This is a genomic window from Hamadaea tsunoensis DSM 44101 (assembly GCF_000428945.1).
GTDB lineage: Bacteria > Actinomycetota > Actinomycetes > Mycobacteriales > Micromonosporaceae > Hamadaea > Hamadaea tsunoensis.
Genome location: NZ_AUAX01000015.1, coordinates 70,718 through 92,099, shown reverse-complemented (window position 1 = coordinate 92,099; position 21,382 = coordinate 70,718). Strand labels below are relative to the sequence as shown.

Genomic DNA, 21,382 nt, shown 5'->3' with positions numbered 1-21,382 from the left:
CCGGGTGACGCCGGCGGCCGTCCCCGCGACAATGACCGGCGTGGATGATGTCCAGGTCGTCGTCGCCCATTCCGAGCGGGCGACTCTGCGGGTCGGTGACGTGTTCCTGAAGATCGACGCTGATCAGGCGCGGGGTGACGCCGAGGTCGAGGCGATGGCCCTGGCCCCGATCCCGACGCCGGAGGTCCTGTGGCACAAGCCGCCGGTGCTCGCGATCGCCGCCGTCCCCGGGACGGCGCTCGGCCGCCTCGGCGAGCCGTCGACGGCGTCACCGGCGGCGTGGGCCGCGGCCGGTGCCGCAGTGCGGGCGCTGCACGACGCGCCGCTGCCGCCACGCTCCGGTCCGAACGTCGACGAGCTCGCATCGCGCCTCGCCGTCGAGTGCGAGTGGCTCGTCGCCCACGACGTCCTGCCCGCCGACCTGGTCACCCGCAACCGCCGGCTCGCCGAGACCGCGCTGCGGCCGTGGACGCCGGTCTTCACGCACGGCGACCTGCAGGTCGACCACGTCTTCGTCGCCGGCGACGAGATCACCGGCGTCATCGACTGGTCCGAGGCGTCGCAGGGCGACGCGCTGTTCGACCTCGCCATCCTCACGCTCGGACACCCGGAGCACCTGGACGACGTCCTCGCCGGCTACGGCACCGACGTCGACCGCGACCTCATCCACGCGTGGTGGTCGTTGCGATGCCTGACCAACGTCCGCTGGCTGGCCGAGCACGGCTACGGCTCGCCGGACGAGTTCCCCGAGGTCGCCGTACTGAGATCCCGGCGATGAGGCTGCCCGGACACTGCGGCTACGAGCGCCGTTCCGCCGCGTCGAGCGCGCCGTCTCCCGGAGCGCAGAGCGCCGCGAGGCTGCCGGCCAGCACCGTCTCGACGGGGCCGTCCGCGTCCACCACCACGAGTACGCCGGCACTGCGGTAGTGGTCCGCGAGCGGTAGCGTCTGGCGGTCGTAGACGTCGAGTCGTCGCGCGATCGTGTCCGGCCGGTCGTCGGCGCGTTGCGTGAGTGCACCGCCGCAGTCGCCGCATCGTCCGTCCGGGGGCGGGTTGAGCGTCAGGTGCCAGATGCGGTCGCACGACCCGCAGGTACGCCGGCCGGCCAGCCGGTCGATCACGTCTTCGCGGGCGAGCCGGAACTCGATGACCCGGTCGATGGGCCGGCGCTGACCGTCCAGCAGCTCGCCGAGATCGCGGGCCTGCCGCAGCGTACGCGGGAAGCCGTCGAGGATGAATCCGCCGGCGGTGTCGGGCTGCGCCAGCCGGTCCGCGACGACTCCGATCGTCACCTCGTCGGGGACCAGGGTTCCACCATCGAGATGCGGGCGGGCCTGGATCCCGAGCGGTGTCCCGGCTTCGGCCTGAGCGCGCAGCACGTCGCCGGTGGAGATCTTGGGGAGGCCCAGCCGCTGAGCCAGCAGGGCGCCTTGGGTTCCCTTGCCCGAGCCGGGCGGACCCAGCAGCACCACCCTCATGCGGCCTCCTCGCATCGCGCCTGCATCGGCATTGTCGAGGTTGGCGGCCGGCCCGCGCGATGAGCGCCGTCACACCGACGGCCTGCCGGTGGTCGTTCGGGTTCCGCCGGCGCCGGGCCCCGGCGACTTCTGCAAGAGCTTATCGCTATGGCTTAGTTCAAGTTACGTATTGACGTGACTTCGGTCTGAACATAGCCTCAGCTCGATCAGGTAAGAGTCTTTACAGTCCTATCCGGCGACATGGCCGTCGCCTGGAGGGAGCCCGCCCCGTCGACATCCCCGTGTCGACGTCCCCGCTCAGGAAGGACCCGACATGCGATTGCCTCCAGTCATGCGGAGCGGCCGTCACCGTTCCCGGCTCGCCCTCGCCGCGGTGACGGCGGTCCTCGCCGCCACCGTTGGCTTCACCACCCCTGCCGCGGCCGCCGTGACGGTCGGCCAGATCACCGGGTACGGCGGCAAGTGCGTCGACCTCTCCGGCGGGAGCGCCGCCAACGGCACGGCGGTCCAGTTGTGGACCTGCAACGGCACCAGCGCGCAGCAGTGGACCGTGGGCAACACGGACAACAGCATCCGGGCGCTCGGCAAGTGCATGGACGTGACCGCGGCCGGTACCGCCAACGGCACGAAGGTGCAGCTCTACGACTGCAACGCCACCAACGCCCAGAAGTGGACGGTCAGCGGTGGCCGGCTGGTCAACACGGGCTCGGGCCGGTGCCTGGACGCGACCGGCGTCAGCTCCGCCGACGGTACGCGGCTGCAGATCTGGGACTGCGGGACCGGTGCGAACCAGCAGTGGATCCTGCCCGGCGGCACCCAGCCGCCGCCGACCACCACGACGTTCCCGTTCGCGCCCTACATCGCCACGTTCGTCGGCAACAACGTGGCGCAGTTCGCCGCCAACGGCGGGCCGAAGTTCTACACCCTCGGATTCGTCAACGGCACCGGCAACTGCCAGCCGATCTGGTCGACCGACGACAACCAGTTGCGCGGCTACGTGGCGCAGCTGCGGGCGGCCGGCGGCGACGTCATCGTCTCGTCCGGCGGCTGGGACGCGGACGACCTGGTCAGCCACTGCTCGACGGCGAGCGCCATCGCCACCGCGTACCAGAGTGTGCTGACCGCGTACGCGACGACCTATCTCGACATCGACGCCGAGCACGGCGACGTGCACAACAACCTCGATCCCGCGGTGGTCGACAAGCGCAACGACGCGCTGAAGATCCTGCAGAACAACCTGAGCGCCGCCGGCAAGACGCTGCACCTGTCCTTCACGCTCGGGGTCAGCCCGGCCGGCGGGCTCAGCGGCGAGAACCTCTACGTCCTGCAGTCGGCGGTCGCCCGCGGCCTCACCTTCGACGTGGTCAACCCGATGACCATGGACTACTACGACGGGGTCTCGGGCAGCCAGATGGGCCAGGCGAGCATCAACGCGCTGAAGAAGGTCGAGGGCCAGCTCAAAACGCTGCTGCCGGGCCGCACCGACGCGCAGCTGTGGGCCATGATCGCGGCGACCCCGATGATCGGCCAGAACGACGACCCGAGCGAGCGGTTCACCCTGGCCGACGCGCAGCTGCTGCTCACCTTCGCCCAGCAGCAGCACATGGCCCGGCTGAGCTTCTGGGCGATCAACCGCGACTTCGGCTGCGCCGCGGGCACCCTGAGCGGTACGTGCAGCGGCATCAGCCAGGCGAACTACGCCTTCAGCAACATCTTCCGGCAGTTCACCGGCTGATCACCGCCGCGCACCGCCCGCGCGTCCGCCCTCGGTCGACGGCCGGGCCGGTCCACCCTGGACCGGCCCGGCTCCGCACCCGTCCGTAGCGCCGGGTCGATGGATTCGCCGACCCTTGAGTGATGAATCGACTACCGACTGTCCTTGATCCGGTCGTGCGCGTACCGCCGGAGTCCGGAGCATCACGGCATGAGCATATGGAGACTGCCTGACGGCAAGCTGGGTTCGGCGAGCGGCGTCGGCGAGGTCCCGGAGATCGCCGTCATCCATCGCGAGATGTTCCGCTCCTTCACCCTCGGCTCGGGCTCGACCGTCTACCCGTACGCGTTCCGCAGCGACACCCGTCCGCTGGAGGAGATCGCCCGGACCGGATTCCAGCCGCGTTCCACCGTCCTCGCCAAGTACGACGTGGTGAACGTCGGGCTGGAGACGCACCGGCGGCTGCGCCAGGTGCGGGCCGCGCTGGCCGAGAAGTTCGCCGCCGACGAGGAGGGCGAGCGTACGCGGAAGATCACGGAGTACCTGTCCTCGATGGTCGCCGTCCGCATGGGCAACGTCGACCTCGACAACGACTGCGCCGTCTGCTTCACCCGCGACTACAAGATCGCCGGCCTGTTCCCCTACGACCCGATGAAGCCCGAGCTGCTCAAGGAGCGCGCCCGGGTCTACATCGTGCGGCTGAAGGGCTGGCTCGAAACGTATCGGATGCAGGCCTACCTCGCTCCCCACCTGGCCTACTCGAAGGAGGTCGCGACGCTCGGCGTACCCGTGAGTGACGTTCTGGGCTGTGTGTACGTGGACCGTGAGCTGAAGGGCGGGCACGTCGTCCTGCGCAAGGGCGGCAGCGAGCAGATCGGCGAGGGCGAGGAGCCCGGCGAGGACGGCTCCGACCTGAACGCCTTCGAGAAGATCGTCGCGAGCCTGCCGGACGAGACCACGGTCGCCCTGCCCGCGCAGAAGGACTCGTCGTCGCTGATGTTGTTGCCGGCGAAGAAGTTCGAGCACATCAAGAAGGCGCTCGAAGGCCTGACCGGCAAGACCGTGTCGGGGTTCCGCGGCGGCGACGACAACGTCATCCGCGATGGCAAGCTGACCGAGCTGCCCGACTACAAGCCGCCGGCCGAGGGGCAGCAGCGGGTCGTCTCGCCGTACTGACGGCGCTCGGACCCTGATCCGTGCGCACCGCGCGACTCGCGGACGGCCGCGGTGCGTGCGGACGAACAGCCCCGGGCAGGGGACCGCCTGCCCGGGTCATGGGCTCAGGGCGGCGGCGATGCCCGGAATCCGAGGTCGCAGCCACGCGAGCGTCGCCCGATCCCGTTCCTGCTCCCCGTGGGCGACCAGGTTGCGCATCCCCGGATCCCCGGCGGCGGCCCGGTCGGCGATCCCGGCGATCATCAGCTCGATCCGGGGGACGACCGCGTCCAGGATCTCCTGCGCGCCGGGTCCGCCGTACGTGTCGGCGATCAGGCGCAGCCGCCGGGCCGCCTCCTCGCGGGGAAGATCGGCCCACATCGGCACGCCGTTCCAGGCGATGAACGCCAGTTCCTGCAAGGCGTTCGTCGGGCCGGCCAGGTCCCAGTCGAAGACGCCGGCCAGCCGGTCGCCGTCGAAACACACGTTGTACGCCGCGAGATCGTTGTGCCCGATGAAGGTGGCGCCCGGGATCGGGAAGTACCGCCACGGGCCGGGATGTGCGAATCCCACCACGACCTCGTGGAACCGGCGGGTCCACGAGACCAGACCGGTCAGCTGCGCGTCGTTGACGACCTCTTCGACCTTGCCCTCGGCGTACGCCAGGACTTCGCGGCCGTCGAGGTCGAAGCCGTACACGGCCGGAACCAGTGGCAGCCGCTCGCCCAGGTACGCCAGCAGCGCATGAACCGCGGGCGTCCACGGTCCGGTCGGGCGGTGGACCGTACCGCCGATCCGGACCGCACCGCCGACGTTCCCCGGCAACCATTCGGGCGTCACAGCCGCCATTGTCCACCGGCGCGAACCGTCATCGGTAAATCCGTTTGCGTCCCCGGTTCCCCCAGGGCAGTGTTCCCCCGGCCAAGAACATCGACGATCTGGGGGAACCGATGGCCTTCGACCGGCCGGACCCGTACGCCTTCCTGCGCGTACCCGCATTCGACGCGAGCAGCGCCGATCTCGCCGACGGCAGTGCGATGCCCCTGACCCACGTGAACGAATCGGCCGGCGGCGGCAACCTCAGTCCGCACCTCGCGTGGTCGGGCGCACCCGCGGAAACGCGCGGTTACGCCGTCACCTGCTTCGATCCCGACGCGCCCACGGTGTGCGGCTTCTGGCACTGGCTGCTCGTCGGCGTCCCCGCCGACCAGGTCGAGCTCGTCACCGGGGCGGGAGCGGTCGACGGCAAACTGCTGCCCGGCGGCGCACTCCAGTTGACCAACGACTTCTGCGAGAACGCGTACGACGGGGCCGCCCCGCCGGCGGGCGACGGTCCGCACCGCTACATCTTCGCCGTCCACGCGCTCGACACCGACGACCTCGGCCTCGACGACACTGACCGGGCCGGGTACATCAGCTACGCGATCAACAAGCACACGATCGCCCGCGCCACCCTCACCGTCCACTACGAACGCTGATCGCCGTTCGGCGGTCTCACCGGGGCCGCGGCGCCTACCGCTGCCTGACCGCGTAGGTCAGGTGGGTCACCCGTGCCGTCGGCTCCGCGTGGACCGGCTCCAGGGCCACGCGGTCCGCGTCCACGCCCTCGAACAGCCGGACTCCGCCGCCGAACAGGACGGGTGACAGCGCGACCGTGAACGCGTCAACCAGGCCCGCGTTCAGGAACTGCAGGATCGTCGCGCCGCCACCCGCGATCCGGACGTCGCGCTCGCCGGCGGCCGCGCGGGCCTGGTCGAGCGCGGCCTCGACACCGTCGTTGACGAAGTGGAAGGTGGTCCCGCCCGGCCGCTCCCACGGGTCGCGCTTCTCGTGCGTCACGACGAAGACCGGCGTGTGGAACGGCGCCTCCTGCGGCCATGCCCGCTCGCCGGCGTCGAACATGCGCTTGCCCATCACGTTCGCGCCGGTGCGCTCGAACGTCTCCCGCAGGAGGTCGTTGTCGCGCCCCTCCTCGCCGCCCTCACCGAGCTTCAGGTTCTCCCGGAAGAACCGCTGCGGGAAGATCCACCGCTGGAGTTCCATCCATTGCGGCCCCATCAGATCCCCCAGGGACTCGGGCGCGATGAACCCGTCCAGCGACATCGACACGCTGAAGAACACTTTCCCGCTCATCAGTCCTCCACTCCCGTACGAACCATGTCCGCGACGTAGGCGGCCAGGTTGCCCAGCGTCTGCCGGCCGCTGTCGATCGCGTGGTACTTCTCGACCGCCTCGTCGCGCAGTTCCTTGGTAGGGAACAGCGTGCGCATCTCGATCCGGGTCGCCCCGCCGTCGGCGTCGAACGTCAGGACCGACTCGAAGGCGTTCGGATCGTCGCGGCTCTCCCCGTGCCGCAGCGTGATCCGCTCCGGCGGCGCGATGCCGGTCCAGGTGATCCACTCGGGGTAGTCCGTGCCGTCCGGTCCGTGCATCATGAAGATCCACTCCCCGCCGACGCGGAACTCGAACGACCGCGTGGTGGTGGTGAACCCTTCCGGCCCCCACCACCGTGACAGGTGCCGGACCTCGGTGAAGGCCGCGAACACCAGCTCCCGCGGGGCGTCGATGACCCGCGAGATGACGATCTCGCGGTCGGCTGTCGCGCTCATCCGGCTACTCCTCCTGCCCTGCCCGCTTGAGATCCCGCACGTAGGCGTCGAGCCGGTCGAAACTCTCGTTCCAGAACCGCTCGAACCCGCCGGTCCACTCGTGGACCGGCCGCAACCCGCGCGCGTCCAGGCCGTACAAGCGCTGCTTGCCCGCCTTGCGGTCGCGCACCAGTCCGACCTCCCGCAGCACCCGCAGGTGTTTGGACGCCCGCGGCTGGCTCATCCCCAGTTCCTGGGCCAGGTCGGTCACCGGCCGCTCACCCGCCCGCAGCAGCGCCAGGATGTCCCGGCGCCGCGGCTCGGCGATGGCGTTGAAGACGTCCGACGTCGTCGCTGCTCGTGCCATGCCCACCATCATATGCCCATATGGTTACGCGTAGAGCGGCCGGTCCGGCCCGTCCGGTCACAAGAGGCCCAGGGCGACGGCGACGGTGCCGACGGTCGCCATGAGCAGGGTCGAGCCCGGGTGCATGCCGATCGAGAGCCGGATGTCGTGCTTGCGCCAGACCAGCCAGATTCCCGGGAAGAGGAAGACGAGCTTCGACACGACGGTCCACGGCGCCCAGAAGTGGTAGACCGAGAACAGGACCGTGTTGAGGACGGGCGCTCCCCAGCGCAGGTGGGCGATGCGGGGGAGCAGGAAGCCGCGGAAGTAGAACTCCTCGATCAGCGGCAGGCCGAATCCGGTCAGCGGCAGGCTGACCAGCATGGTGACCAGCAGAACCGAATGCGGGTACCCGTCGAGGTAGGTGGTGGCGCTGCCGCCGGCGCCCTCGAACGGAACCCAGGTGAAGAACGTCTTGTAGACGACGTTGTCGAGCGGGACGAGGGCGACCGACACCACTGTCATCCACACCAGCAGGCCGGCCATCATCGCGATGACCTTGCCGCGCGGGATCGGCCGGTCCAGGTAGTGCAGCACGCCCCGGAGCGAGAGGCGGCCGTTGCGGTATCGGCCCAGCCACAACAGCCCGAACAGGATCGGCACCAGCACGATGACCAGAGCGAAGGCCCAGGCCAGGAAGATCGGATAAGCCATCGCCCGGACGAGCGGCGCGGCGATGAAGGCGTACGCGGCGACGATAAGGGCGCCGGGCACCAGGTGGAGCGCGACCGACAGCGGAACGGAATGCCGGTCGGCCAGCAGCAGCGCGACGAAGCGGTTCGGCCGGGCGACGGGCGCCGCGACCGTGGGGGTCAGAGTGTTCTCCATGCCGGGAATGCTCGGGCGGGCCCCTTTCGCCGGCCTGTCGTACCACTGACACGGCGTACGGAGAGAGCCTGGCCCACGGAGAGTTCCGGAACGACGCGCTGGTCAAGCTCGACCTCTTCGACAAGCACATCCGTCACCGGTACCGCGTGGAGTACGTGCTGGACGACCGCGACCGAGTCGTGAACGCGTGGCGGTCGATCGGCTTGACCGTGTTCCAGGTGGCCGAGGGAAGTTTCTAGACGCTGCCGCGTAGAGACAGCCAGAAGGCCTGGTCCCGATGCGGGGAGCCGGGCCTTCTTGTCGTTTGGGGTTAGTCCTCGGCCCATAGCGTGCGGGACGGCTCGTCCAGCCAGAACGAGTGCTTGCCCGACCGGTCGACGGTCAGCCCGAGGCGCTCGCGAGCCGGGCCGCCGTTCTGCTTCCACAGTCCGAAGGCGCGCTCAACTTCATCCCACAGTCGTCGCGGTCCGAACTGCTCGACCTCCTTTGTCGCAGCGTCGAGCATCGACCAGGAGCCGTCCGCTGCGAATAGCCACAGCTGGTCCGAACCGTCTTCCGGTGTGAAGCCCAGCCAGGAAGCGCCTCGCACGAGGAGTGAGATCCACAGGCCGGCATCACTGCGGTGGATCACCTCCGACGCCACCATCGCGGGGCGGCGGTCGCCGTGCTGCTTCAGCGCGCCGTTCAACGCTCGTTCGACGTTCACCGCTGACCGATCGCGGACGGGCATGAACCCGCCAAGCGTCGAGCGGAACCGGCCCGAGGCGGTTCCTTCACGGACGACTAGCCGAACGAGCGGACCACCACCCAGCTCCCTCCACAAGCTCGTCACGATGATGCCGCCGTCGCGGACCTGGTCCAGCCACGCGCCGGGCACCGCTGGCACCGAACAGGTTGCGATGAGCCGGCCGTAGGGCGCGTACGCCGGCCACCCGAGCTGACCGTCTCCGACCACTACGTCGGGAACCAGGTGGCACCGCTGGAGGTTCGCCGCGGCTGCCTTCGCCACCGTCCGGTCGACCTCGACCGTCGTGACGTTCAAGGGTCCGAGCCGGTGGGCGAGGAGGGCTGCGTTGTAGCCGGTTCCTGTACCGATTTCCAAGATCCGGGTCGCCGGTTCGACATCGAGCGCTTCCAGCATCGCGGCCATGAGACCCGGCTGGGTAGAGCTCGATGTACCCACCCCGATCACCGGACCGTTCACGGATCCCGGTTCGACCAGCCCGTTGATCTGTGTGGTCAGAGTGGTGTCGGCGTACACCAGGCCGGCGTACTCGGGCCGGCGCCCGTCAACGGGCCGCCACATGCCGTCGCTCGTCTGGACGAAGAAGCTGGGAAGGAAGACGTGGCGAGGGACCTCGCGGAACGCCTTGATCCACAGGTCGCTTGTGAGCTTGCCCGATTGGACGATGTGGCTCACGAAGACCTCTCGCTCGGCCCCGAACTCTTCGGTCATCGTCTTCCTTCCAACGCGTCGGCGATCGCGGCAGCGATGGGCAGCCCGGTTTCGTCCTCGATCCACGCCCACTGCCCGTTTGGGTTGCATTCCAAGAACATGTATTGCTCGTCGGGGGTCACGATCACGTCGAACGCTCCGAAGCGGAGCCGCAGCGTCGCCAGGTATGCCACGAGTTGCTGGGCAACTAGAACGGGCACGGTCGCTGTCGAATACTTGAGGTTGCGATAGTCTGCCCGCCAATCGCGCCGGCCGGTGTCTGTCGTGGCGTCGATGCGCGCGGCGAAGATCCTGTCCCCGACGACTGTGATCCGAAGCTCGTGGTCCTTCGGGACAGCCGGCTGAAACTCGTGCATCGTCGACCGCACGCTGTCGTCGACCGTCGCAAGGTCTACCGGCGAGGCATAGATGACATGCTCCGTATCGAGCAGTCCCGACCATATCGGTTTGTAGATCAACGGACCGTGTGCGGCTGCGAACGCGTGGACCCGGTCGGGATCGTTGGTGATGAGGGTCGGCGGGACGCGCAAGCCTACGTACCTCGCAACCGACAGTTGCAAGGCCTTGTGACCGGCGTACGCCATCCTGTCGGGATCGTTGAGCCACGGCAGCGTGGCCATGAGGCCGCGAAAGCCTGCCCGCGCCTCCATGGTCGCCCACTCGGCAGTGTCTGCCGCCACGCCGGTTACCTCGATGCGGCTCGGTCGTCGCCACCATGCACCCGATATATCGGTCAGGTTCAACGTTCGGGAGGCGGTACGGATGGTGCCTGTCCACCCCCAGTCGAATTGCGCGTCGATCTGAAGGCTGGTGGGGAAGTCACCTGGATCGCATCGGAAGACCGGCGTACCGCGACGGTTGAGTTCCTGAACGACATAGTCGGCAGTCACGTCTTTCTCGTCGGTGAAGATCGCCACGGTACGCCGGCGCATGCGATCAATCCTCTCGCTGGTCTTGGTCGCGGTCGGCGCCGCCGGAGTTGTCTTGCGAGGCGGTGTTGGTCGCCGTGGTGCCGCTGGTGTGCTTGAGCACGGGCACCATCACCTCGCCGTCTCGAACGAGGTTGATCTGCTGGGTCGGGTCGTAGATCATTCCCGCGACGTTGACGGGTTCGGGGGTGACGGCCTGGGCGGCGCGTACGCCGTACGGAACGTCGGCTGCTGTAGGCATTGCGCTGTGCCCTTCTGCTGGATGGGTTGAGGGTGTTGGTCAGAGCGCTTCGGTTCGGTGATGGCTGCTTAGAAGAAGTCCCGAGTCACAGTCCCGCCTCCTCTCGATGGCGAGTGGGACGTTTACCGCCGGGCGTGGTTGCGCTGAGGGCCGGTAGGGGACTCCTGGCCAAGCCGTCTGGGTCGGGACCAGGGTGGACGCCGGCGTGGGTTTGACCGGCTCTCCGAGTTGGTCGGTCCATTCGGCTCGGGTAAAGAGCGTGTAGGAGAACAGGTGACCGAGGAACGTCTCTTGAACGGCCAGCAGGTCCCCGGTGGCCGGATCAATGATGATCATGTAGTCGTCGTTGCCGAGCGACGTCTTGAACGCCAACCCTTCCCGCATCGCTGCGTCACGGCTGCGGACGTGGGTGAACTTCACGTCGGGAAGGTCTGCCAGAGCACGCAGAATCGCCGCACGCAGCGGCTTCGGCACCAGCTGGTGACGGTAGAGGTCCAGAAGTTCGTCGACCTTGACGCGTGGGATAGCGTCCTGGAACTGGCGCTGGGCCGAGAGCATCCAGGTCAGCTCGTGTACGCCGTCGCCATTCCCGGGCAGCGTGACGTCCGGTTCGCGGTCCTGGTGATCTTCGCGGCTGTCGACGATTGCCGGCTCGACCCGGGAGAAGTTGAGCTTCCGATAGGCCACGATCGGATCGAAGTCGGCCTCCCGTACACCGATGTCGTCAACGCGGCGCGTGACGCCCAGGTAGAGCTTGCCGTCGGGCGTACGCCAACGCTTCTCCTCGGCGACCTCGATAGGTCCCTGGATCGACTTGTACCAGACGACATCCTCGATCCAGCTGTAGGGACCACCGCTACGTCCGTCAGCTGCCGAGTCCGTGAGCTGCGAGGCAACCGCGTGAAGCAGCAAGTTCCCAGTGAGCTGTTCCTCGCCGAGGATCGTGCCCGGCGGCGTAACAGCGAGCGGCACCTGCCCTTCACCAGGGCGAAGGTAGGCCGCGGCCGTTCCGGCGGACACGAGTACCAGCAACACCGCAGCGCCGACGGCAACCCACCGCCAGCGACGAGCCTGGCGATGCGCCGGCTTCGGTTGTTGATCGGCAGAGCTGGTCATATCGACCTTTCCAGGGGTAGAAGAGCGCCACCTTGATCCAGGTGGCGTGGGATGCGGTGTTAGTTCGGCAGCCGGCGCATGATCCGGCCCGGGGTCAGCTCCTGCACCTGGCCAGCACCCGGGCCTGCGACCAACATGACCTCGGCGAGTTGGGGCGACCGACCCGCCCCGAGGATTACCCCGACGCTGCTCGGGTCGATGTCCGTGACGACCTTGTTCCCCTCCCACACGATCTCGCCAGAGATGGCGTGCCAGTACGGACGGCCGTCAGCCAGACCAGTCGCGACGGTGTGCAGCAGTCCTGTGTTCAGCTCCGTCCACGCCGTCGAAGCGTTGTGGTGGCGAACGATTGCCACTTCGACAGTGGACTCTGACGCCCACGCCGGAACGCGCTGTTTGTGAGTCACGCCAAGTAGCCGCTGCACGAGGTTCACGCGGACGCCTCCTGTCGCGCCCAGCTCTCCAGAAGCACGCGCAGGACGTCTCGCCCGTCCTCGGTGAGCTTCACCCTCATAGCGCGAAACCCCTTCTGTTCGACGACAACGCGCTCGCCGAGCAGAAGGTAGAGCGTGGAACGTACGGCATTCTCTGAGATGTCGAGATCCGCCAGCGCGTCGTGCAGGTCCTTCACCGCCCACGGGCGAGAGGGTTCGCGAAGCATGCGCTCATAGATCTGCGAACGAACAGTGCTGTACCGCGCCGCAATGCTCCCAGCGGTGACCATCGTTGATGTCCTCCCCACGTGGATTTACGCTCGATGAATGAGGCGATTGGAGAGAGGAATCGATACGCTCTCACCGACGCGACACCAGTAGCGTGCTCGTTACACACGGCGACATAAATACGCGTGGTGTTAGCTGACTGTTAGCTGACGCCTCGGCCGCAGCGGGAGCAACGTTGAGCGAGGACACTCTCGGCAGAGCCCTCAAGCGCTGGCGCAACCAGCGCAGACTGTCGCTGCGTACGCTCGCCGAACGCGCGCACGTTAGCCACGTCTACGTCTGGGAAATCGAGAAGGACAGCAAGACCCCGCACCACGATGTCGTCGTCCGATTCGATGATCTTCTCGGCGCGGGCGGCCAGCTGATTGCCATCTCCGCCCAACACCGGGCGGCGACTAGCGGCGCCCAAGAAAACGACCTTGGGCTACGGTTCAGATCCGACTGGGCAGGGAGCATCGAAACAGTGACGTCACTCTGGCAACACGACGCGACTCGTCGAGCGTTCCTGCGCAGCGCCGTCTACGTCTCGGCCGCCGCCGTCGCACCCATCGCCGACTGGCTCAGCTCAGACGACATCGGACGAGACCTTGACGCGATCGAAGGCGACCTCCGATCGACCGACGCGGTCCGCGCGATGACCCGCACCTTCCGCCGGCTCGACAACCAGTACGGCGGTGGAGAAATCCGCGCCGGCCTCGTTCAATACCTCGACGCCGAAGTCGGCCCAGCCCTACACCACAAGACCCGCTCGCAGCTGGGTGCCACGTATCTGAGCGCCGTGGCTGAGCTAACGCAACTCACCGGCTGGCTGGCCTACGACAGCTGCCAGCACGGGCTCGCAGAACGGTACTTCATTCAGGCACTGGGCCTCGCTCAATGGGCCGGCGACCGAGCGCTCGGCGCCGAGATCTTGGCCGGTATGAGCCACCAGGCCATCTTCATCCGCAAACCGAACGCCGCGGTCAACCTTGCGCGCGCAGCTGGCCGCACCGCCGAGCGGGCAGGCGTACACGCTCTCGTCGCCGAGGCGTCGCTGATGCGCGCCCACGCTCACGCCGTGGCCGGCGAGGAACAGCAGACGACCAGCGCTCTGACGCAGGCTGAGACCGTACTGGCCGGCGGCGTACGCGACGCCGACCCGCACTGGATCGGCTACTTCGACGAGGCATACCTTGCCGCGATCAAAGGCCACTGCTTCCGGGAGCTCGAGCACCCCGCTCTCGCCCGCGAGGCGGCCGAACAATCGCTAGCCATGCGCCCGGGATACATACGTGGGCAAGCGTTCAACGAGCTGCTTCTCGCCGGCGCGCACGCGCAAGCCGGCGACGTTGATCAGGCTTGCGCGGTCGGCCACCGGGCACTGGATCTCGCCTCCGGCATGTCGTCGGTCCGCGTGATCCACAACATCGATCGTCTGCTGCGTGAGCTGCGGCCGTGGCGTACTGACAGGCGGGTCAAGGCCCTGGCCGAGCGCGCGGCCGCCGCGACCGCGTAACAGTCAGCGCTCCGCCATCGCGGCGAGCAGTCCGACGAGGGAACCCGCCCCGACGATCTCGCCGTTCGCGATGCGCTCGGGGACCTGGTCCAAGGCAAGCCATTCGACATGCTGGGCCTCGTTGATGTCGGTCGGCTCGCCGACGTACTCGGCCCCCTTGCCGATGAAGACGAGGTTCGGCGCGTCGGCCATACCGACCATCGGCTGAAAGGTGAACAGCTGACGGAGCGCTCCGCGTGGCCGCCAGCCCGTCTCCTCTTCAACCTCTCGAGCGGCCGTGACGGCAGGGTCTTCGCTATCGTCGACGTACCCTCCGGGGAGCTCCCACACCCACCGGTCGAGGATCCACCGGTGCCGCCACATCATGAGCACATGCTCGCCGGCGTCGTCCAAGAGGACGGTCATCGCCGACTGAGGGATCCGCAGAACGTACTGCTCGAACTCAACACCGTTCGGAAGCTCGACATGAGCAATGCTCAGCTTGGCCTTCCGCGTGTCGTCCACGGTGCGCTCGCTGTGAATCGTCCACTGCGTAGATTCTCGGCCGCTCGTCGTCACCTGTCGAGCGTACCGACACGCGTTGCCCGCACCGGCCGTGGCGCCCTGAACGAGTGCCCGTCGCGGTCTCTCGCACGAACGACTTCAGCGTCTCCCGGGGCGCTTCGAATCTCCACGCAACACGTACGAGTCTCATGTCCCCGCACTGTTGCGCGAGCTATGGCAGCTCGAAGTGTGGTCGTGGGCCCCGAATCAGATCGGGGCGGCGAGATAACCTCATAACGCTCATCGAGTTCCCGACCGCCATGTGTTCGTGTTTCGCCCCGGCGAGTTCGTCCTCGGATCCACGCTCGAGGTAATCACCGTCGGCGACGAACTCGCCGCCCGGCTGGTAGGCAAATCGTCACTCGACCGCTTAGGTCTGCTGGCCATTCGACAGCCGAGGTCATCGACGCAGGATTCTCCGGCCGCGTAACCTTGGAGCTGTCCAACGTGGCGAACCTGCCGATTCTGTTCTGGCCGAGAATGAAGATCGACCAACTGTGCCGCGTTCCAGCGCTCCCCACAGGCGCTGCACCCGTATGGCACGCTGGTATACGGATCTCGCTACCAGGGCCAGCGCGGGCCGATGTCTTTACGTTAGTGGCAGCTTCGCGGTCGGTGTGAACCCGCCGTCTCCCGGCAGGGCTATTAGCGCCACGGCCCCGTATAGCCGGGTGGCGGGGGATAGAGGGAGGTGGAAAGCCAGACCCGTCCGTCCCACCAGTAGACCGGCTGTGGACGGCGAAGCGCGCGTGCCTCTCCAGCCGCGAGCAGTCCCAGGCCCGTAAATCCCACGATCACGGCAATCACGCCGCCGAGTATCAGCCGCTGCACTGAGCGGTCCTTGCACTCCTTAGCGATTCCCTGCGTGAACTCGTCTTGCGAAGAGTCGACCGCCTTGAACGCTGTCGATATCGGAAGCCCGCAGCTACCTGATGTACCCAGTACGGACACCTCAGCCGGCAACAGCGCGAACACGGCCGCGATCATCAGGCCGAGGACGAACGTCAAGGCGCCTGCAATCTTCATGAGACGGCCCAGTTCTGTCAGGGTGACGAGGACAGCCCAATCATGTCAGGCCGCATCCTTGCGCCGCGTCAGGCTGGTGGGCCTGAGAGTCGGGACGACAAGATTTGAACCTACGATGTTCCCACCCCGACGACCGGCCCGCGCGGTACGTCCTGCACGCAGAGCTGGACGGCGACATGCTCGTGCAGTGCAACTTCACCGCGAACCTCGACAATGGACGGTGAGGTACGCTCGAACCGCCCTGGACTTCCCGAGGTCCAGGGCGGTACGCGTCGGTGCGGTCTGCTCAGCCGTCCACGCTGGTGTGGCTGGCCGAGTCGCAGTACGAGCCCGTGCTGTCGCCGCTGCCGTCGACCAGGCAGACCTTCAGCTTCACCGTGTCGCCCGGCCGCACGTTGCCGTCGACGAACGGATCCCAGACGACGTCCGCGCCGGCGACACCGTTGCCGTTGTACTTCGAGCCGAGGCTGTAGGTGAGGTCGCCGGCCGAGGTGTGCTCGGTGACCCAGGCCCAGGCCCGGATGCCGTGGCTGTCCGAACAGTTGTCGCGGACCAGGATGTAGTCGTCGTTGTTGCCGCCGCCGGGAGCACCCTCGCCGTAGTCGACGAAGATGGCCGACCCGCAGGAGTTGGTGGTGATCGCGGCGAAGCCGTCGTTGTACGAGGCGAATGCCGGGCTCGACAGCGCCACCACCGTGCCGATGGTCCCGGCCGCCAGCGCCGACAGCCGGCGAGCGGTCGGTCCGAAGTGGAGTTTCATGTGGACACACCCTTGTGGAGAGATATGTGAGCGGGTGCACATCATGACCGACTTCCACCTGTTGATCAAGAGCCTGCGTTTCTCTGGGCGAGGCGCTGGACCTGCCCCTCGTGGACGTCGCCGACCCACTCCCAGCCGGGCTGGGCCGACGGTCCGATCCGCGGGTCGTCGGGAACCCGGCCCGCACGCAAGGCGTGCACGTACGCGCGGTCCCGCCCGATCCGCTCGTGTACCTGGTCCGCGTCGCCCACTGAGCCGTGGCCGGGGATGACGGCGTCGGCGCCGCCCGCCACGCCCTCCAGCAGCCGCAGCGCGGCGAGGTAGTCCTCGATCGGGTCGGCGGTGCCGTTCAGGTCGAGCATCGGGATCAGGACGTCGGACAGCATGTCGCCGGCGACCAGGACCCCGCGCTCCTCGATGAACAGGGCCGCGTGGCCGGGCGCGTGCGCTTCATGTTCGATGATCCGGACCAGGGGGCCGTCCCAGGGGATCTCCGCCGCGCCGGCGGGCAGGGCGGTGACGAGGCCGAACAGGTCCAGTGGGACCCGCTCGGCGATGCCCGTCGGCTCCAGGTGGGCCGTGATCTCGGCCTTCGCGTCCTCGGACAGCTGGTCCTGGGCGGCGGCCGCGCAGCGTGCGGTGGCGTACCGGGGTGCGGTGCCGAGGTCGGCCAGCCAGAGCAGGTGGTCCCAGTGCGGATGCGTCGAGAAGCCGGCCACGACGGTCTGGCCCAGCCCGGACAGGTCGTTCGCGATACAGGCCATCTCGTGGTCCTGTAGCCCGGCGTCGATGAGCAGCACGCCGGTCGGGCCCTGCACGACGACGGCGTTGCTCTGCAGGAACTCGCTCTCGTGGACGAGTACGCCCGCCGCGACCTGCCTCAGCATGGGCGGGCCTCGATCCGTGGACCGGGCGGCATGTTCGTCACGTGTGCGAAGCGGCTCATCGTCCCCTCCTCTGGTCAGCTGGTCGTGATCCGTCCCGCGCGGACGTCGATGCGGCGGTTGGTGCGTACCGCCTGGAGCATCCGGCGGTCGTGGGTGACGAGCAGCAACGTCCCCGCGTACGCGTCGAGTGCCGATTCGAGCTGTTCGATGGCGGGCAGGTCGAGATGGTTGGTGGGCTCGTCGAGGACCAGCAGGTTGACCCCGCGGGCCTGGAGCAGGGCGAGCGCGGCGCGGGTCCGCTCGCCCGGTGACAGCGTCGCGGCCGGCCGCAGGACGTGGTCGCCGCGCAGCCCGAACTTCGCCAGCAGCGTACGCGCCGGTTCGGGCAGCCAGTCGCCGGCGGCGGCGCGGAAGGCGTCGAGGAGCGGCTCGTCGCCCAGCAGCAGCGCGCGGGCCTGGTCGATCTCGCCGACGACGACGCCGGGTCCGAGGGCGGCCGTGCCGGAGGTGACCGGTATCCGGCCCAGCATCGCGGCGAGCAGGGTGGTCTTGCCGGCGCCGTTCGGCCCGGTGATCGCGATCCGGTCGGCCCAGTCGACCTGCAGATCGACCGGTCCGAGGGTGAAGCCGCCGCGGTCGACCACGACCGAGCGCAGGGCCGCGACGATCGCTCCGGCCCGGGGCGCGGCGGCGATCTCCATCCGCAGCTGCCATTCCTTGCGCGGCTCCTCGACGACCTCGAGCCGTTCGATGAGGCGCTCGGTCTGGCGGGCCTTGGCCGCCTGCTTCTCGGTGGACTCCGCCCGCAGCTTGCGGCCGATCTTGTCGTTGTCGGTGGCCTTGCGGCGGGCGTTGCGGACCCCTTTCTCCATCCAGTTGCGCTGGGTCCGCGCCCGGGCCTCCAGGCCCGCCTTGGTGTCGGCGTACTGCTCGTACTCGGCTCGGGCGTGCCGCCGGCCGAGCTCGCGTTCGTCCAGATAGGACTCGTAGCCGCCGCCGTAGAAGTGGATCTGCTGCTGCGGCCGGTCCAGTTCCAGCACGTCGGTGACGGTGCGGGTGAGGAACTCGCGATCGTGGCTCACCACGACCGTGCCCGCCCGCAGGCCCGAGACGAACGACTCCAGCCGGGCCAGGCCGTCGAGGTCGAGGTCGTTGGTCGGCTCGTCGAGGAGAAAGATGTCGTACCGCGACAGCAGCAGCGCCGCGAGACCGGCCCGGGCGGCCTGCCCGCCGGACAGCCCGGTCATCGGGTGGTCCAGCGACACGCCGAGGCCGAGGTCCGCGCCGACGGCCCCCGCCCGGTCCTCCAGGTCCGCGCCGCCCGCGTCGAGCCAGCGCTCCAGGGCGGTCGCGTACGCGTCGTCCGCGCCCGGTTCGCCCACGGTGAGCGCGGCGGCCGCCGCGTCGAGCGCGGCCTGGGCGGCGGTCACCCCGGTCCGCCGGGCCAGGTACTCCCCGACGGTCTCGCCGGGGCGCCGCTCAGGCTCCTGCGGGAGGTAGCCGACCAGGGCCGTGGGCGGGCTGAGGGCGATCGTGCCGCTCTGCGGGTCTTGCAGTCCGGCGAGGGTCCGCAGCAGCGTGGACTTGCCCGCGCCGTTCGGCCCGACCAGCCCGATGACGTCGCCCGGCGCGACCACCAGGTCCAGCCCGGCGAAGAGCTCCTCGTCGCCGAACCCCGCGGCCAGTTCCTTAACGATCATCGTGCCCGTCACGACGACGATGGTATCCATCGCGCTGCGGGAACCTCGCCCGGTTCGGGTGGCGTCGCCCGGGGGAGTCACGAACCGTCGAGGGAGACAGCAGGGGCCGTGGCGCCATGGCCGGCGCGAAGGTGTGCTTTGCGGCAGCCCGTTGATCAGAGCTGCGGCCGGGGATTGCGGGTTTGACTTCGAGTCCGCTCCAACTTGTACCGTCTTGATCATGGATAACGAGCGGTACCAGCGCGGCTGGCAGATGCTGACCCAGGTCGACGGCGAGGGCGGCCAGCGGGTCGTCGACGCCCTCGCCGACATCTCACCCGTCCTCGGCGAGCAGGTCGTGCAGTGGGCGTTCGGCGACATGTACGCCCGGCCCGAGCTGCCGCCGCGGGACCGCCAGCTGGTCACCCTCGGCGTGCTGACCGCCCTCGGCGGCTGCGAGCCGCAGCTGGAGGTGCACGTCAACGCCGCGCTCAACGTCGGGCTGAGCCCGGCCGAGATCGTCGAGGCCCTGCTGCACTCGGCGGTGTACTGCGGGATCCCGCGGGCGATCAACGCCACGTTCGTCGCCAAGAAGGTGTTCGGCGAGCGCGGCCTGCTGCCGGTGAACGCCGTGGAGTGACCTGGCCCGGAAACTGGGCCTCCACCGCACCGCCTCCTGGGCCTTCCGCCTCATGTGCTGATCCATCAACGTCATTACGTTGAAGCGATCTCGCAGTCGCAGGCTCGGAGGAGGCCGTGATGACAAGGAACGGATTCAGGCGCCGCACACTGATCGCTTCGCTCGGCGGTACCCTCGCGGTCGCGGTGGCGGCCACCGTCGTCGCCGTGACCGCGATGCCCAGCGCCGCCGCCGACCTCGTGGTGGAGGCGGAGGCGTACGCGGCCCAGTCCGGGGCGGTCGTCGAGCCGACCGTGGACACCGGTGGCGGATCGGACGTCGGCTATCTCGCCCGCGGGGACTGGCTGCGCTACGACGGCGTGGACCTCGGCGCGGCCGGCGCGATGACCGTCTCGGTACGCGTCGCGTCGGCGGCCGGCGGCCCGGGCGCGATCGAGCTGCGTACAGGGTCTGCGACCGGGGCGTTGCTGGCGAAGTTCACGATCACTGCCACGGGCGGTTGGCAGTCGTGGACGACCCAGACGGTATCGGTGGCGACGCATCCCGCTGGGGCGCAGACCCTGTACGCGATCCTGACCAACGACACCGGCGGAGCCGACTTCGTCAACCTGAACTGGTTGCGGTTCTCCACCGGCGCCACGCCCACCGGCTGGGTCGACGTCGATCCGGCGAAGTGGAACGCGCAGCTCGCGGCGTTCCGGGCGATGGTCATGGCCCCGGCACCTGCGAACAACGTACGCATCCCGGAGTTCAACGCCACCTGCACCTACACCCACTCCAAGAAGGACGACCCGATCGTGTTCCCGGGCCTGCCGGGCGCCTCGCACATGCACACCTTCCTCGGCAACGCGGGCACCGACGCGTACTCGACTGTGGACAGTCTGCTGGCGAACACGGCCACCACGTGCGCGCCCGCTCCGGCGGACCTCTCGGCGTACTGGATCCCGACCCTGTACGAGCACGGGACCGCGATCGAGCCGCGCAGCGTCGTCGTCTACTACGGTTCGCGGCTGGCCGACCCGAGCCAGACCGTCCCCTTCCCGCTGGGCTTCAAGATGATCGCCGGCGACGCGCGGCTGCAGGTGCCCACCCCGTCCGGCACGGTGAACCAGTTCTACTGCGTCGGCGGCACCACCGGCGGGCAGATCGGGCGCAGCACCGACGGCAACTGGCCGGTCTGCTCGCCCGGCGGCACGCTGATGTTCCAGCTCGTCTTCCCCGACTGCTGGGACGGCCGGCACCTGGACAGCCCGGACCACAAGTCCCACCTCGCGTACACGCCCGACGGCACCTGCCCGGCGGGGTTCCCGGTGGCGATCCCGTCGGTGTCGTTCGTGATCGCGTACCCGGCGGTGGGCGGCCCGGACGGGTTCACGCTGGCGTCGGGCATGGCGTCGTCGATGCACGGCGACTTCTTCAACGCCTGGGACAACGATGCGCTCGGTCACCGGGTCAAGAACTGCATCGTCCAGTCGGCCAAGTGCAACACCGCAGGCCAATTCTAGATTCAAGATCTTTTTAAAGATTCTGTCCCGGGTTCGTCGATCTCACCTCCGCTCCTCGCGCGGGAGACCGTTCCGGCCCCGTCACTCCGTGACGGGGCCTGCACTGCCAGCACAGTGGGGCGACGCATCGTTCACCGCGGATCGGTCACCCTCACAACCACTGGGCGACCGGCGCGCGATCGGGTGTGATCAACGCGCTGATCATGAAACGAGC

25 protein-coding genes and 1 pseudogene are annotated in these 21,382 nt (G+C 68.5%); 9 read left to right on the top strand and 17 right to left on the bottom strand.

Annotated elements, in window-relative coordinates:
* Positions 1 to 31: 31 nt before the first annotated feature.
* Complete coding sequence (locus tag G401_RS0121145) at positions 32 to 778, top strand: aminoglycoside phosphotransferase family protein (RefSeq protein WP_211240792.1); 747 nt, start codon at positions 32 to 34, stop codon at positions 776 to 778.
* Positions 779 to 797: 19 nt separating this feature from the next.
* Here the strand turns inward: G401_RS0121145 and G401_RS0121140 are convergent, their stop codons facing one another.
* The gene (locus tag G401_RS0121140) at positions 798 to 1,478 is read right to left on the bottom strand and encodes an adenylate kinase (protein ID WP_027344073.1); all 681 of its coding nucleotides are present in this window, start codon (positions 1,476 to 1,478) and stop codon (positions 798 to 800) included.
* A 331-nt stretch (positions 1,479 to 1,809) separates the two neighbouring features.
* Here G401_RS0121140 and G401_RS0121135 point away from each other — a divergent pair, with 331 nt between their 5' ends.
* Both G401_RS0121135 and G401_RS0121130 read left to right on the top strand, forming a co-directional pair.
* The gene (locus tag G401_RS0121135; protein ID WP_034592507.1) at positions 1,810 to 3,213 is read left to right on the top strand and encodes a ricin-type beta-trefoil lectin domain protein; all 1,404 of its coding nucleotides are present in this window, start codon (positions 1,810 to 1,812) and stop codon (positions 3,211 to 3,213) included.
* Positions 3,214 to 3,402: 189 nt separating this feature from the next.
* Positions 3,403 to 4,368: a hypothetical protein gene (locus G401_RS0121130; protein WP_157546017.1), complete on the top strand. Its 966-nt coding sequence runs from the start codon at positions 3,403 to 3,405 to the stop codon at positions 4,366 to 4,368.
* A 96-nt stretch (positions 4,369 to 4,464) separates the two neighbouring features.
* On the opposite strand, the gene G401_RS0121125 is transcribed toward G401_RS0121130, so the two are convergent.
* Positions 4,465 to 5,187 carry a phosphotransferase gene (locus G401_RS0121125; RefSeq protein ID WP_051366937.1) on the bottom strand — a complete coding sequence of 241 codons (723 nt, stop codon included), beginning with the start codon at positions 5,185 to 5,187 and terminating at the stop codon, positions 4,465 to 4,467.
* Between the two features lie 110 nt (positions 5,188 to 5,297).
* Here G401_RS0121125 and G401_RS0121120 point away from each other — a divergent pair, with 110 nt between their 5' ends.
* Positions 5,298 to 5,825, top strand: a complete 528-nt coding sequence (locus tag G401_RS0121120) for a YbhB/YbcL family Raf kinase inhibitor-like protein (protein WP_027344069.1) — start codon at positions 5,298 to 5,300, stop codon at positions 5,823 to 5,825.
* 34 nt (positions 5,826 to 5,859) lie between these two features.
* Here the strand turns inward: G401_RS0121120 and G401_RS0121115 are convergent, their stop codons facing one another.
* Genes G401_RS0121115 through G401_RS0121100 form a run of 4 tightly spaced genes read right to left on the bottom strand, consistent with a single transcriptional unit; the run spans position 5,860 to position 8,169 of the window.
* Positions 5,860 to 6,480 carry a dihydrofolate reductase family protein gene (locus tag G401_RS0121115; RefSeq protein ID WP_027344068.1) on the bottom strand — a complete coding sequence of 207 codons (621 nt, stop codon included), beginning with the start codon at positions 6,478 to 6,480 and terminating at the stop codon, positions 5,860 to 5,862.
* Positions 6,480 to 6,956 carry an SRPBCC family protein gene (locus tag G401_RS0121110; protein WP_027344067.1) on the bottom strand — a complete coding sequence of 159 codons (477 nt, stop codon included), beginning with the start codon at positions 6,954 to 6,956 and terminating at the stop codon, positions 6,480 to 6,482. Before G401_RS0121110 ends, G401_RS0121115 begins: the two co-directional genes overlap by 1 nt.
* A 4-nt stretch (positions 6,957 to 6,960) precedes the next feature.
* On the bottom strand, positions 6,961 to 7,302 hold the full coding sequence (locus tag G401_RS0121105) for an ArsR/SmtB family transcription factor (protein ID WP_027344066.1): 342 nt from the start codon (positions 7,300 to 7,302) through the stop codon (positions 6,961 to 6,963).
* 57 nt (positions 7,303 to 7,359) lie between these two features.
* Positions 7,360 to 8,169 (bottom strand): CPBP family intramembrane glutamic endopeptidase, encoded by an 810-nt coding sequence (locus G401_RS0121100; RefSeq protein WP_027344065.1) that lies wholly within the window; start codon positions 8,167 to 8,169, stop codon positions 7,360 to 7,362.
* A gap of 68 nt (positions 8,170 to 8,237) precedes the next feature.
* On the opposite strand from G401_RS0121100, the gene G401_RS58795 reads away from it, so the two are divergent.
* On the top strand, positions 8,238 to 8,408 hold the full coding sequence (locus G401_RS58795) for a phosphatase domain-containing protein (protein ID WP_456064519.1): 171 nt from the start codon (positions 8,238 to 8,240) through the stop codon (positions 8,406 to 8,408).
* Between the two features lie 71 nt (positions 8,409 to 8,479).
* On the opposite strand, the gene tgmC is transcribed toward G401_RS58795, so the two are convergent.
* From tgmC to G401_RS0121065, 6 genes are read right to left on the bottom strand one after another with little or no spacing between them, the layout of a single operon-like run.
* Positions 8,480 to 9,625: an ATP-grasp peptide maturase system methyltransferase gene (gene tgmC / locus G401_RS0121090; protein WP_027344064.1), complete on the bottom strand. Its 1,146-nt coding sequence runs from the start codon at positions 9,623 to 9,625 to the stop codon at positions 8,480 to 8,482.
* Entirely contained in the window at positions 9,622 to 10,557 is a 936-nt protein-coding gene (tgmB, locus tag G401_RS0121085; protein WP_027344063.1) for an ATP-grasp ribosomal peptide maturase, read from the bottom strand. Before tgmB ends, tgmC begins: the two co-directional genes overlap by 4 nt.
* Positions 10,558 to 10,561: 4 nt before the next feature.
* The gene (gene tgmA / locus G401_RS47260; RefSeq protein ID WP_034592505.1) at positions 10,562 to 10,795 is read right to left on the bottom strand and encodes a putative ATP-grasp-modified RiPP; all 234 of its coding nucleotides are present in this window, start codon (positions 10,793 to 10,795) and stop codon (positions 10,562 to 10,564) included.
* A 39-nt stretch (positions 10,796 to 10,834) separates the two neighbouring features.
* Positions 10,835 to 11,911, bottom strand: a complete 1,077-nt coding sequence (locus G401_RS0121075; protein ID WP_157546015.1) for a hypothetical protein — start codon at positions 11,909 to 11,911, stop codon at positions 10,835 to 10,837.
* A 59-nt stretch (positions 11,912 to 11,970) separates the two neighbouring features.
* Positions 11,971 to 12,345: a hypothetical protein gene (locus tag G401_RS0121070; protein ID WP_027344061.1), complete on the bottom strand. Its 375-nt coding sequence runs from the start codon at positions 12,343 to 12,345 to the stop codon at positions 11,971 to 11,973.
* Positions 12,342 to 12,635 carry a hypothetical protein gene (locus tag G401_RS0121065; RefSeq protein WP_027344060.1) on the bottom strand — a complete coding sequence of 98 codons (294 nt, stop codon included), beginning with the start codon at positions 12,633 to 12,635 and terminating at the stop codon, positions 12,342 to 12,344. The genes G401_RS0121070 and G401_RS0121065 overlap by 4 nt, the downstream gene beginning before the upstream one ends.
* 173 nt (positions 12,636 to 12,808) lie before the next feature.
* Here G401_RS0121065 and G401_RS53050 point away from each other — a divergent pair, with 173 nt between their 5' ends.
* Complete coding sequence (locus G401_RS53050) at positions 12,809 to 14,128, top strand: helix-turn-helix domain-containing protein (protein WP_051366936.1); 1,320 nt, start codon at positions 12,809 to 12,811, stop codon at positions 14,126 to 14,128.
* Positions 14,129 to 14,131: 3 nt separating this feature from the next.
* On the opposite strand, the gene G401_RS0121055 is transcribed toward G401_RS53050, so the two are convergent.
* A complete protein-coding gene (locus G401_RS0121055; RefSeq protein ID WP_027344059.1) occupies positions 14,132 to 14,686 on the bottom strand; it encodes an NUDIX hydrolase in 555 nt (184 codons plus the stop codon).
* A 232-nt stretch (positions 14,687 to 14,918) separates the two neighbouring features.
* Here G401_RS0121055 and dcd point away from each other — a divergent pair.
* A pseudogene (gene dcd, locus G401_RS54890) lies at positions 14,919 to 15,269 on the top strand (dCTP deaminase); the annotation flags it as partial.
* 47 nt (positions 15,270 to 15,316) lie between these two features.
* Here dcd and G401_RS0121050 read toward each other — a convergent pair.
* From G401_RS0121050 to G401_RS0121035, 4 genes are all read right to left on the bottom strand, one after another.
* Entirely contained in the window at positions 15,317 to 15,679 is a 363-nt protein-coding gene (locus G401_RS0121050) for a hypothetical protein (protein ID WP_157546012.1), read from the bottom strand.
* 304 nt (positions 15,680 to 15,983) lie between these two features.
* Complete coding sequence (locus G401_RS0121045) at positions 15,984 to 16,457, bottom strand: hypothetical protein (RefSeq protein ID WP_027344057.1); 474 nt, start codon at positions 16,455 to 16,457, stop codon at positions 15,984 to 15,986.
* Positions 16,458 to 16,522: 65 nt separating this feature from the next.
* Positions 16,523 to 17,344 (bottom strand): MBL fold metallo-hydrolase, encoded by an 822-nt coding sequence (locus tag G401_RS0121040; RefSeq protein ID WP_027344056.1) that lies wholly within the window; start codon positions 17,342 to 17,344, stop codon positions 16,523 to 16,525.
* A gap of 74 nt (positions 17,345 to 17,418) precedes the next feature.
* Positions 17,419 to 19,074 carry an ABC-F family ATP-binding cassette domain-containing protein gene (locus G401_RS0121035; protein WP_407636898.1) on the bottom strand — a complete coding sequence of 552 codons (1,656 nt, stop codon included), beginning with the start codon at positions 19,072 to 19,074 and terminating at the stop codon, positions 17,419 to 17,421.
* 190 nt (positions 19,075 to 19,264) lie between these two features.
* On the opposite strand from G401_RS0121035, the gene G401_RS0121030 reads away from it, so the two are divergent.
* On the top strand, positions 19,265 to 19,663 hold the full coding sequence (locus G401_RS0121030) for a carboxymuconolactone decarboxylase family protein (RefSeq protein ID WP_027344054.1): 399 nt from the start codon (positions 19,265 to 19,267) through the stop codon (positions 19,661 to 19,663).
* Between the two features lie 119 nt (positions 19,664 to 19,782).
* Positions 19,783 to 21,168 (top strand): DUF1996 domain-containing protein, encoded by a 1,386-nt coding sequence (locus G401_RS0121025; protein WP_027344053.1) that lies wholly within the window; start codon positions 19,783 to 19,785, stop codon positions 21,166 to 21,168.
* The last annotated feature ends 214 nt before the right edge of the window (positions 21,169 to 21,382 follow it).

Bases quoted from the DNA above. Each gene is read 5' to 3' on its own strand.
- G401_RS0121040 (WP_027344056.1), bottom strand. From the start codon at position 17,344: ATGCTGAGGCAGGTCGCGGCGGGCGTACTCGTCCACGAGAGCGAGTTC.
- G401_RS0121145 (WP_211240792.1), top strand. From the start codon at position 32: ATGACCGGCGTGGATGATGTCCAGGTCGTCGTCGCCCATTCCGAGCGG.
- G401_RS0121025 (WP_027344053.1), top strand. From the start codon at position 19,783: ATGACAAGGAACGGATTCAGGCGCCGCACACTGATCGCTTCGCTCGGC.
- G401_RS0121075 (WP_157546015.1), bottom strand. From the start codon at position 11,911: ATGACCAGCTCTGCCGATCAACAACCGAAGCCGGCGCATCGCCAGGCT.
- G401_RS0121045 (WP_027344057.1), bottom strand. From the start codon at position 16,457: ATGAAACTCCACTTCGGACCGACCGCTCGCCGGCTGTCGGCGCTGGCG.
- G401_RS0121120 (WP_027344069.1), top strand. From the start codon at position 5,298: ATGGCCTTCGACCGGCCGGACCCGTACGCCTTCCTGCGCGTACCCGCA.
- G401_RS0121115 (WP_027344068.1), bottom strand. From the start codon at position 6,480: ATGAGCGGGAAAGTGTTCTTCAGCGTGTCGATGTCGCTGGACGGGTTC.
- G401_RS0121130 (WP_157546017.1), top strand. From the start codon at position 3,403: ATGAGCATATGGAGACTGCCTGACGGCAAGCTGGGTTCGGCGAGCGGC.
- tgmA (WP_034592505.1), bottom strand. From the start codon at position 10,795: ATGCCTACAGCAGCCGACGTTCCGTACGGCGTACGCGCCGCCCAGGCC.
- G401_RS0121100 (WP_027344065.1), bottom strand. From the start codon at position 8,169: ATGGAGAACACTCTGACCCCCACGGTCGCGGCGCCCGTCGCCCGGCCG.
- G401_RS0121140 (WP_027344073.1), bottom strand. From the start codon at position 1,478: ATGAGGGTGGTGCTGCTGGGTCCGCCCGGCTCGGGCAAGGGAACCCAA.
- G401_RS0121065 (WP_027344060.1), bottom strand. From the start codon at position 12,635: ATGGTCACCGCTGGGAGCATTGCGGCGCGGTACAGCACTGTTCGTTCG.
- G401_RS0121105 (WP_027344066.1), bottom strand. From the start codon at position 7,302: ATGGCACGAGCAGCGACGACGTCGGACGTCTTCAACGCCATCGCCGAG.
- G401_RS0121035 (WP_407636898.1), bottom strand. From the start codon at position 19,074: ATGGATACCATCGTCGTCGTGACGGGCACGATGATCGTTAAGGAACTG.
- G401_RS0121135 (WP_034592507.1), top strand. From the start codon at position 1,810: ATGCGGAGCGGCCGTCACCGTTCCCGGCTCGCCCTCGCCGCGGTGACG.
- tgmB (WP_027344063.1), bottom strand. From the start codon at position 10,557: ATGCGCCGGCGTACCGTGGCGATCTTCACCGACGAGAAAGACGTGACT.
- G401_RS0121110 (WP_027344067.1), bottom strand. From the start codon at position 6,956: ATGAGCGCGACAGCCGACCGCGAGATCGTCATCTCGCGGGTCATCGAC.
- tgmC (WP_027344064.1), bottom strand. From the start codon at position 9,625: ATGACCGAAGAGTTCGGGGCCGAGCGAGAGGTCTTCGTGAGCCACATC.
- G401_RS0121030 (WP_027344054.1), top strand. From the start codon at position 19,265: ATGGATAACGAGCGGTACCAGCGCGGCTGGCAGATGCTGACCCAGGTC.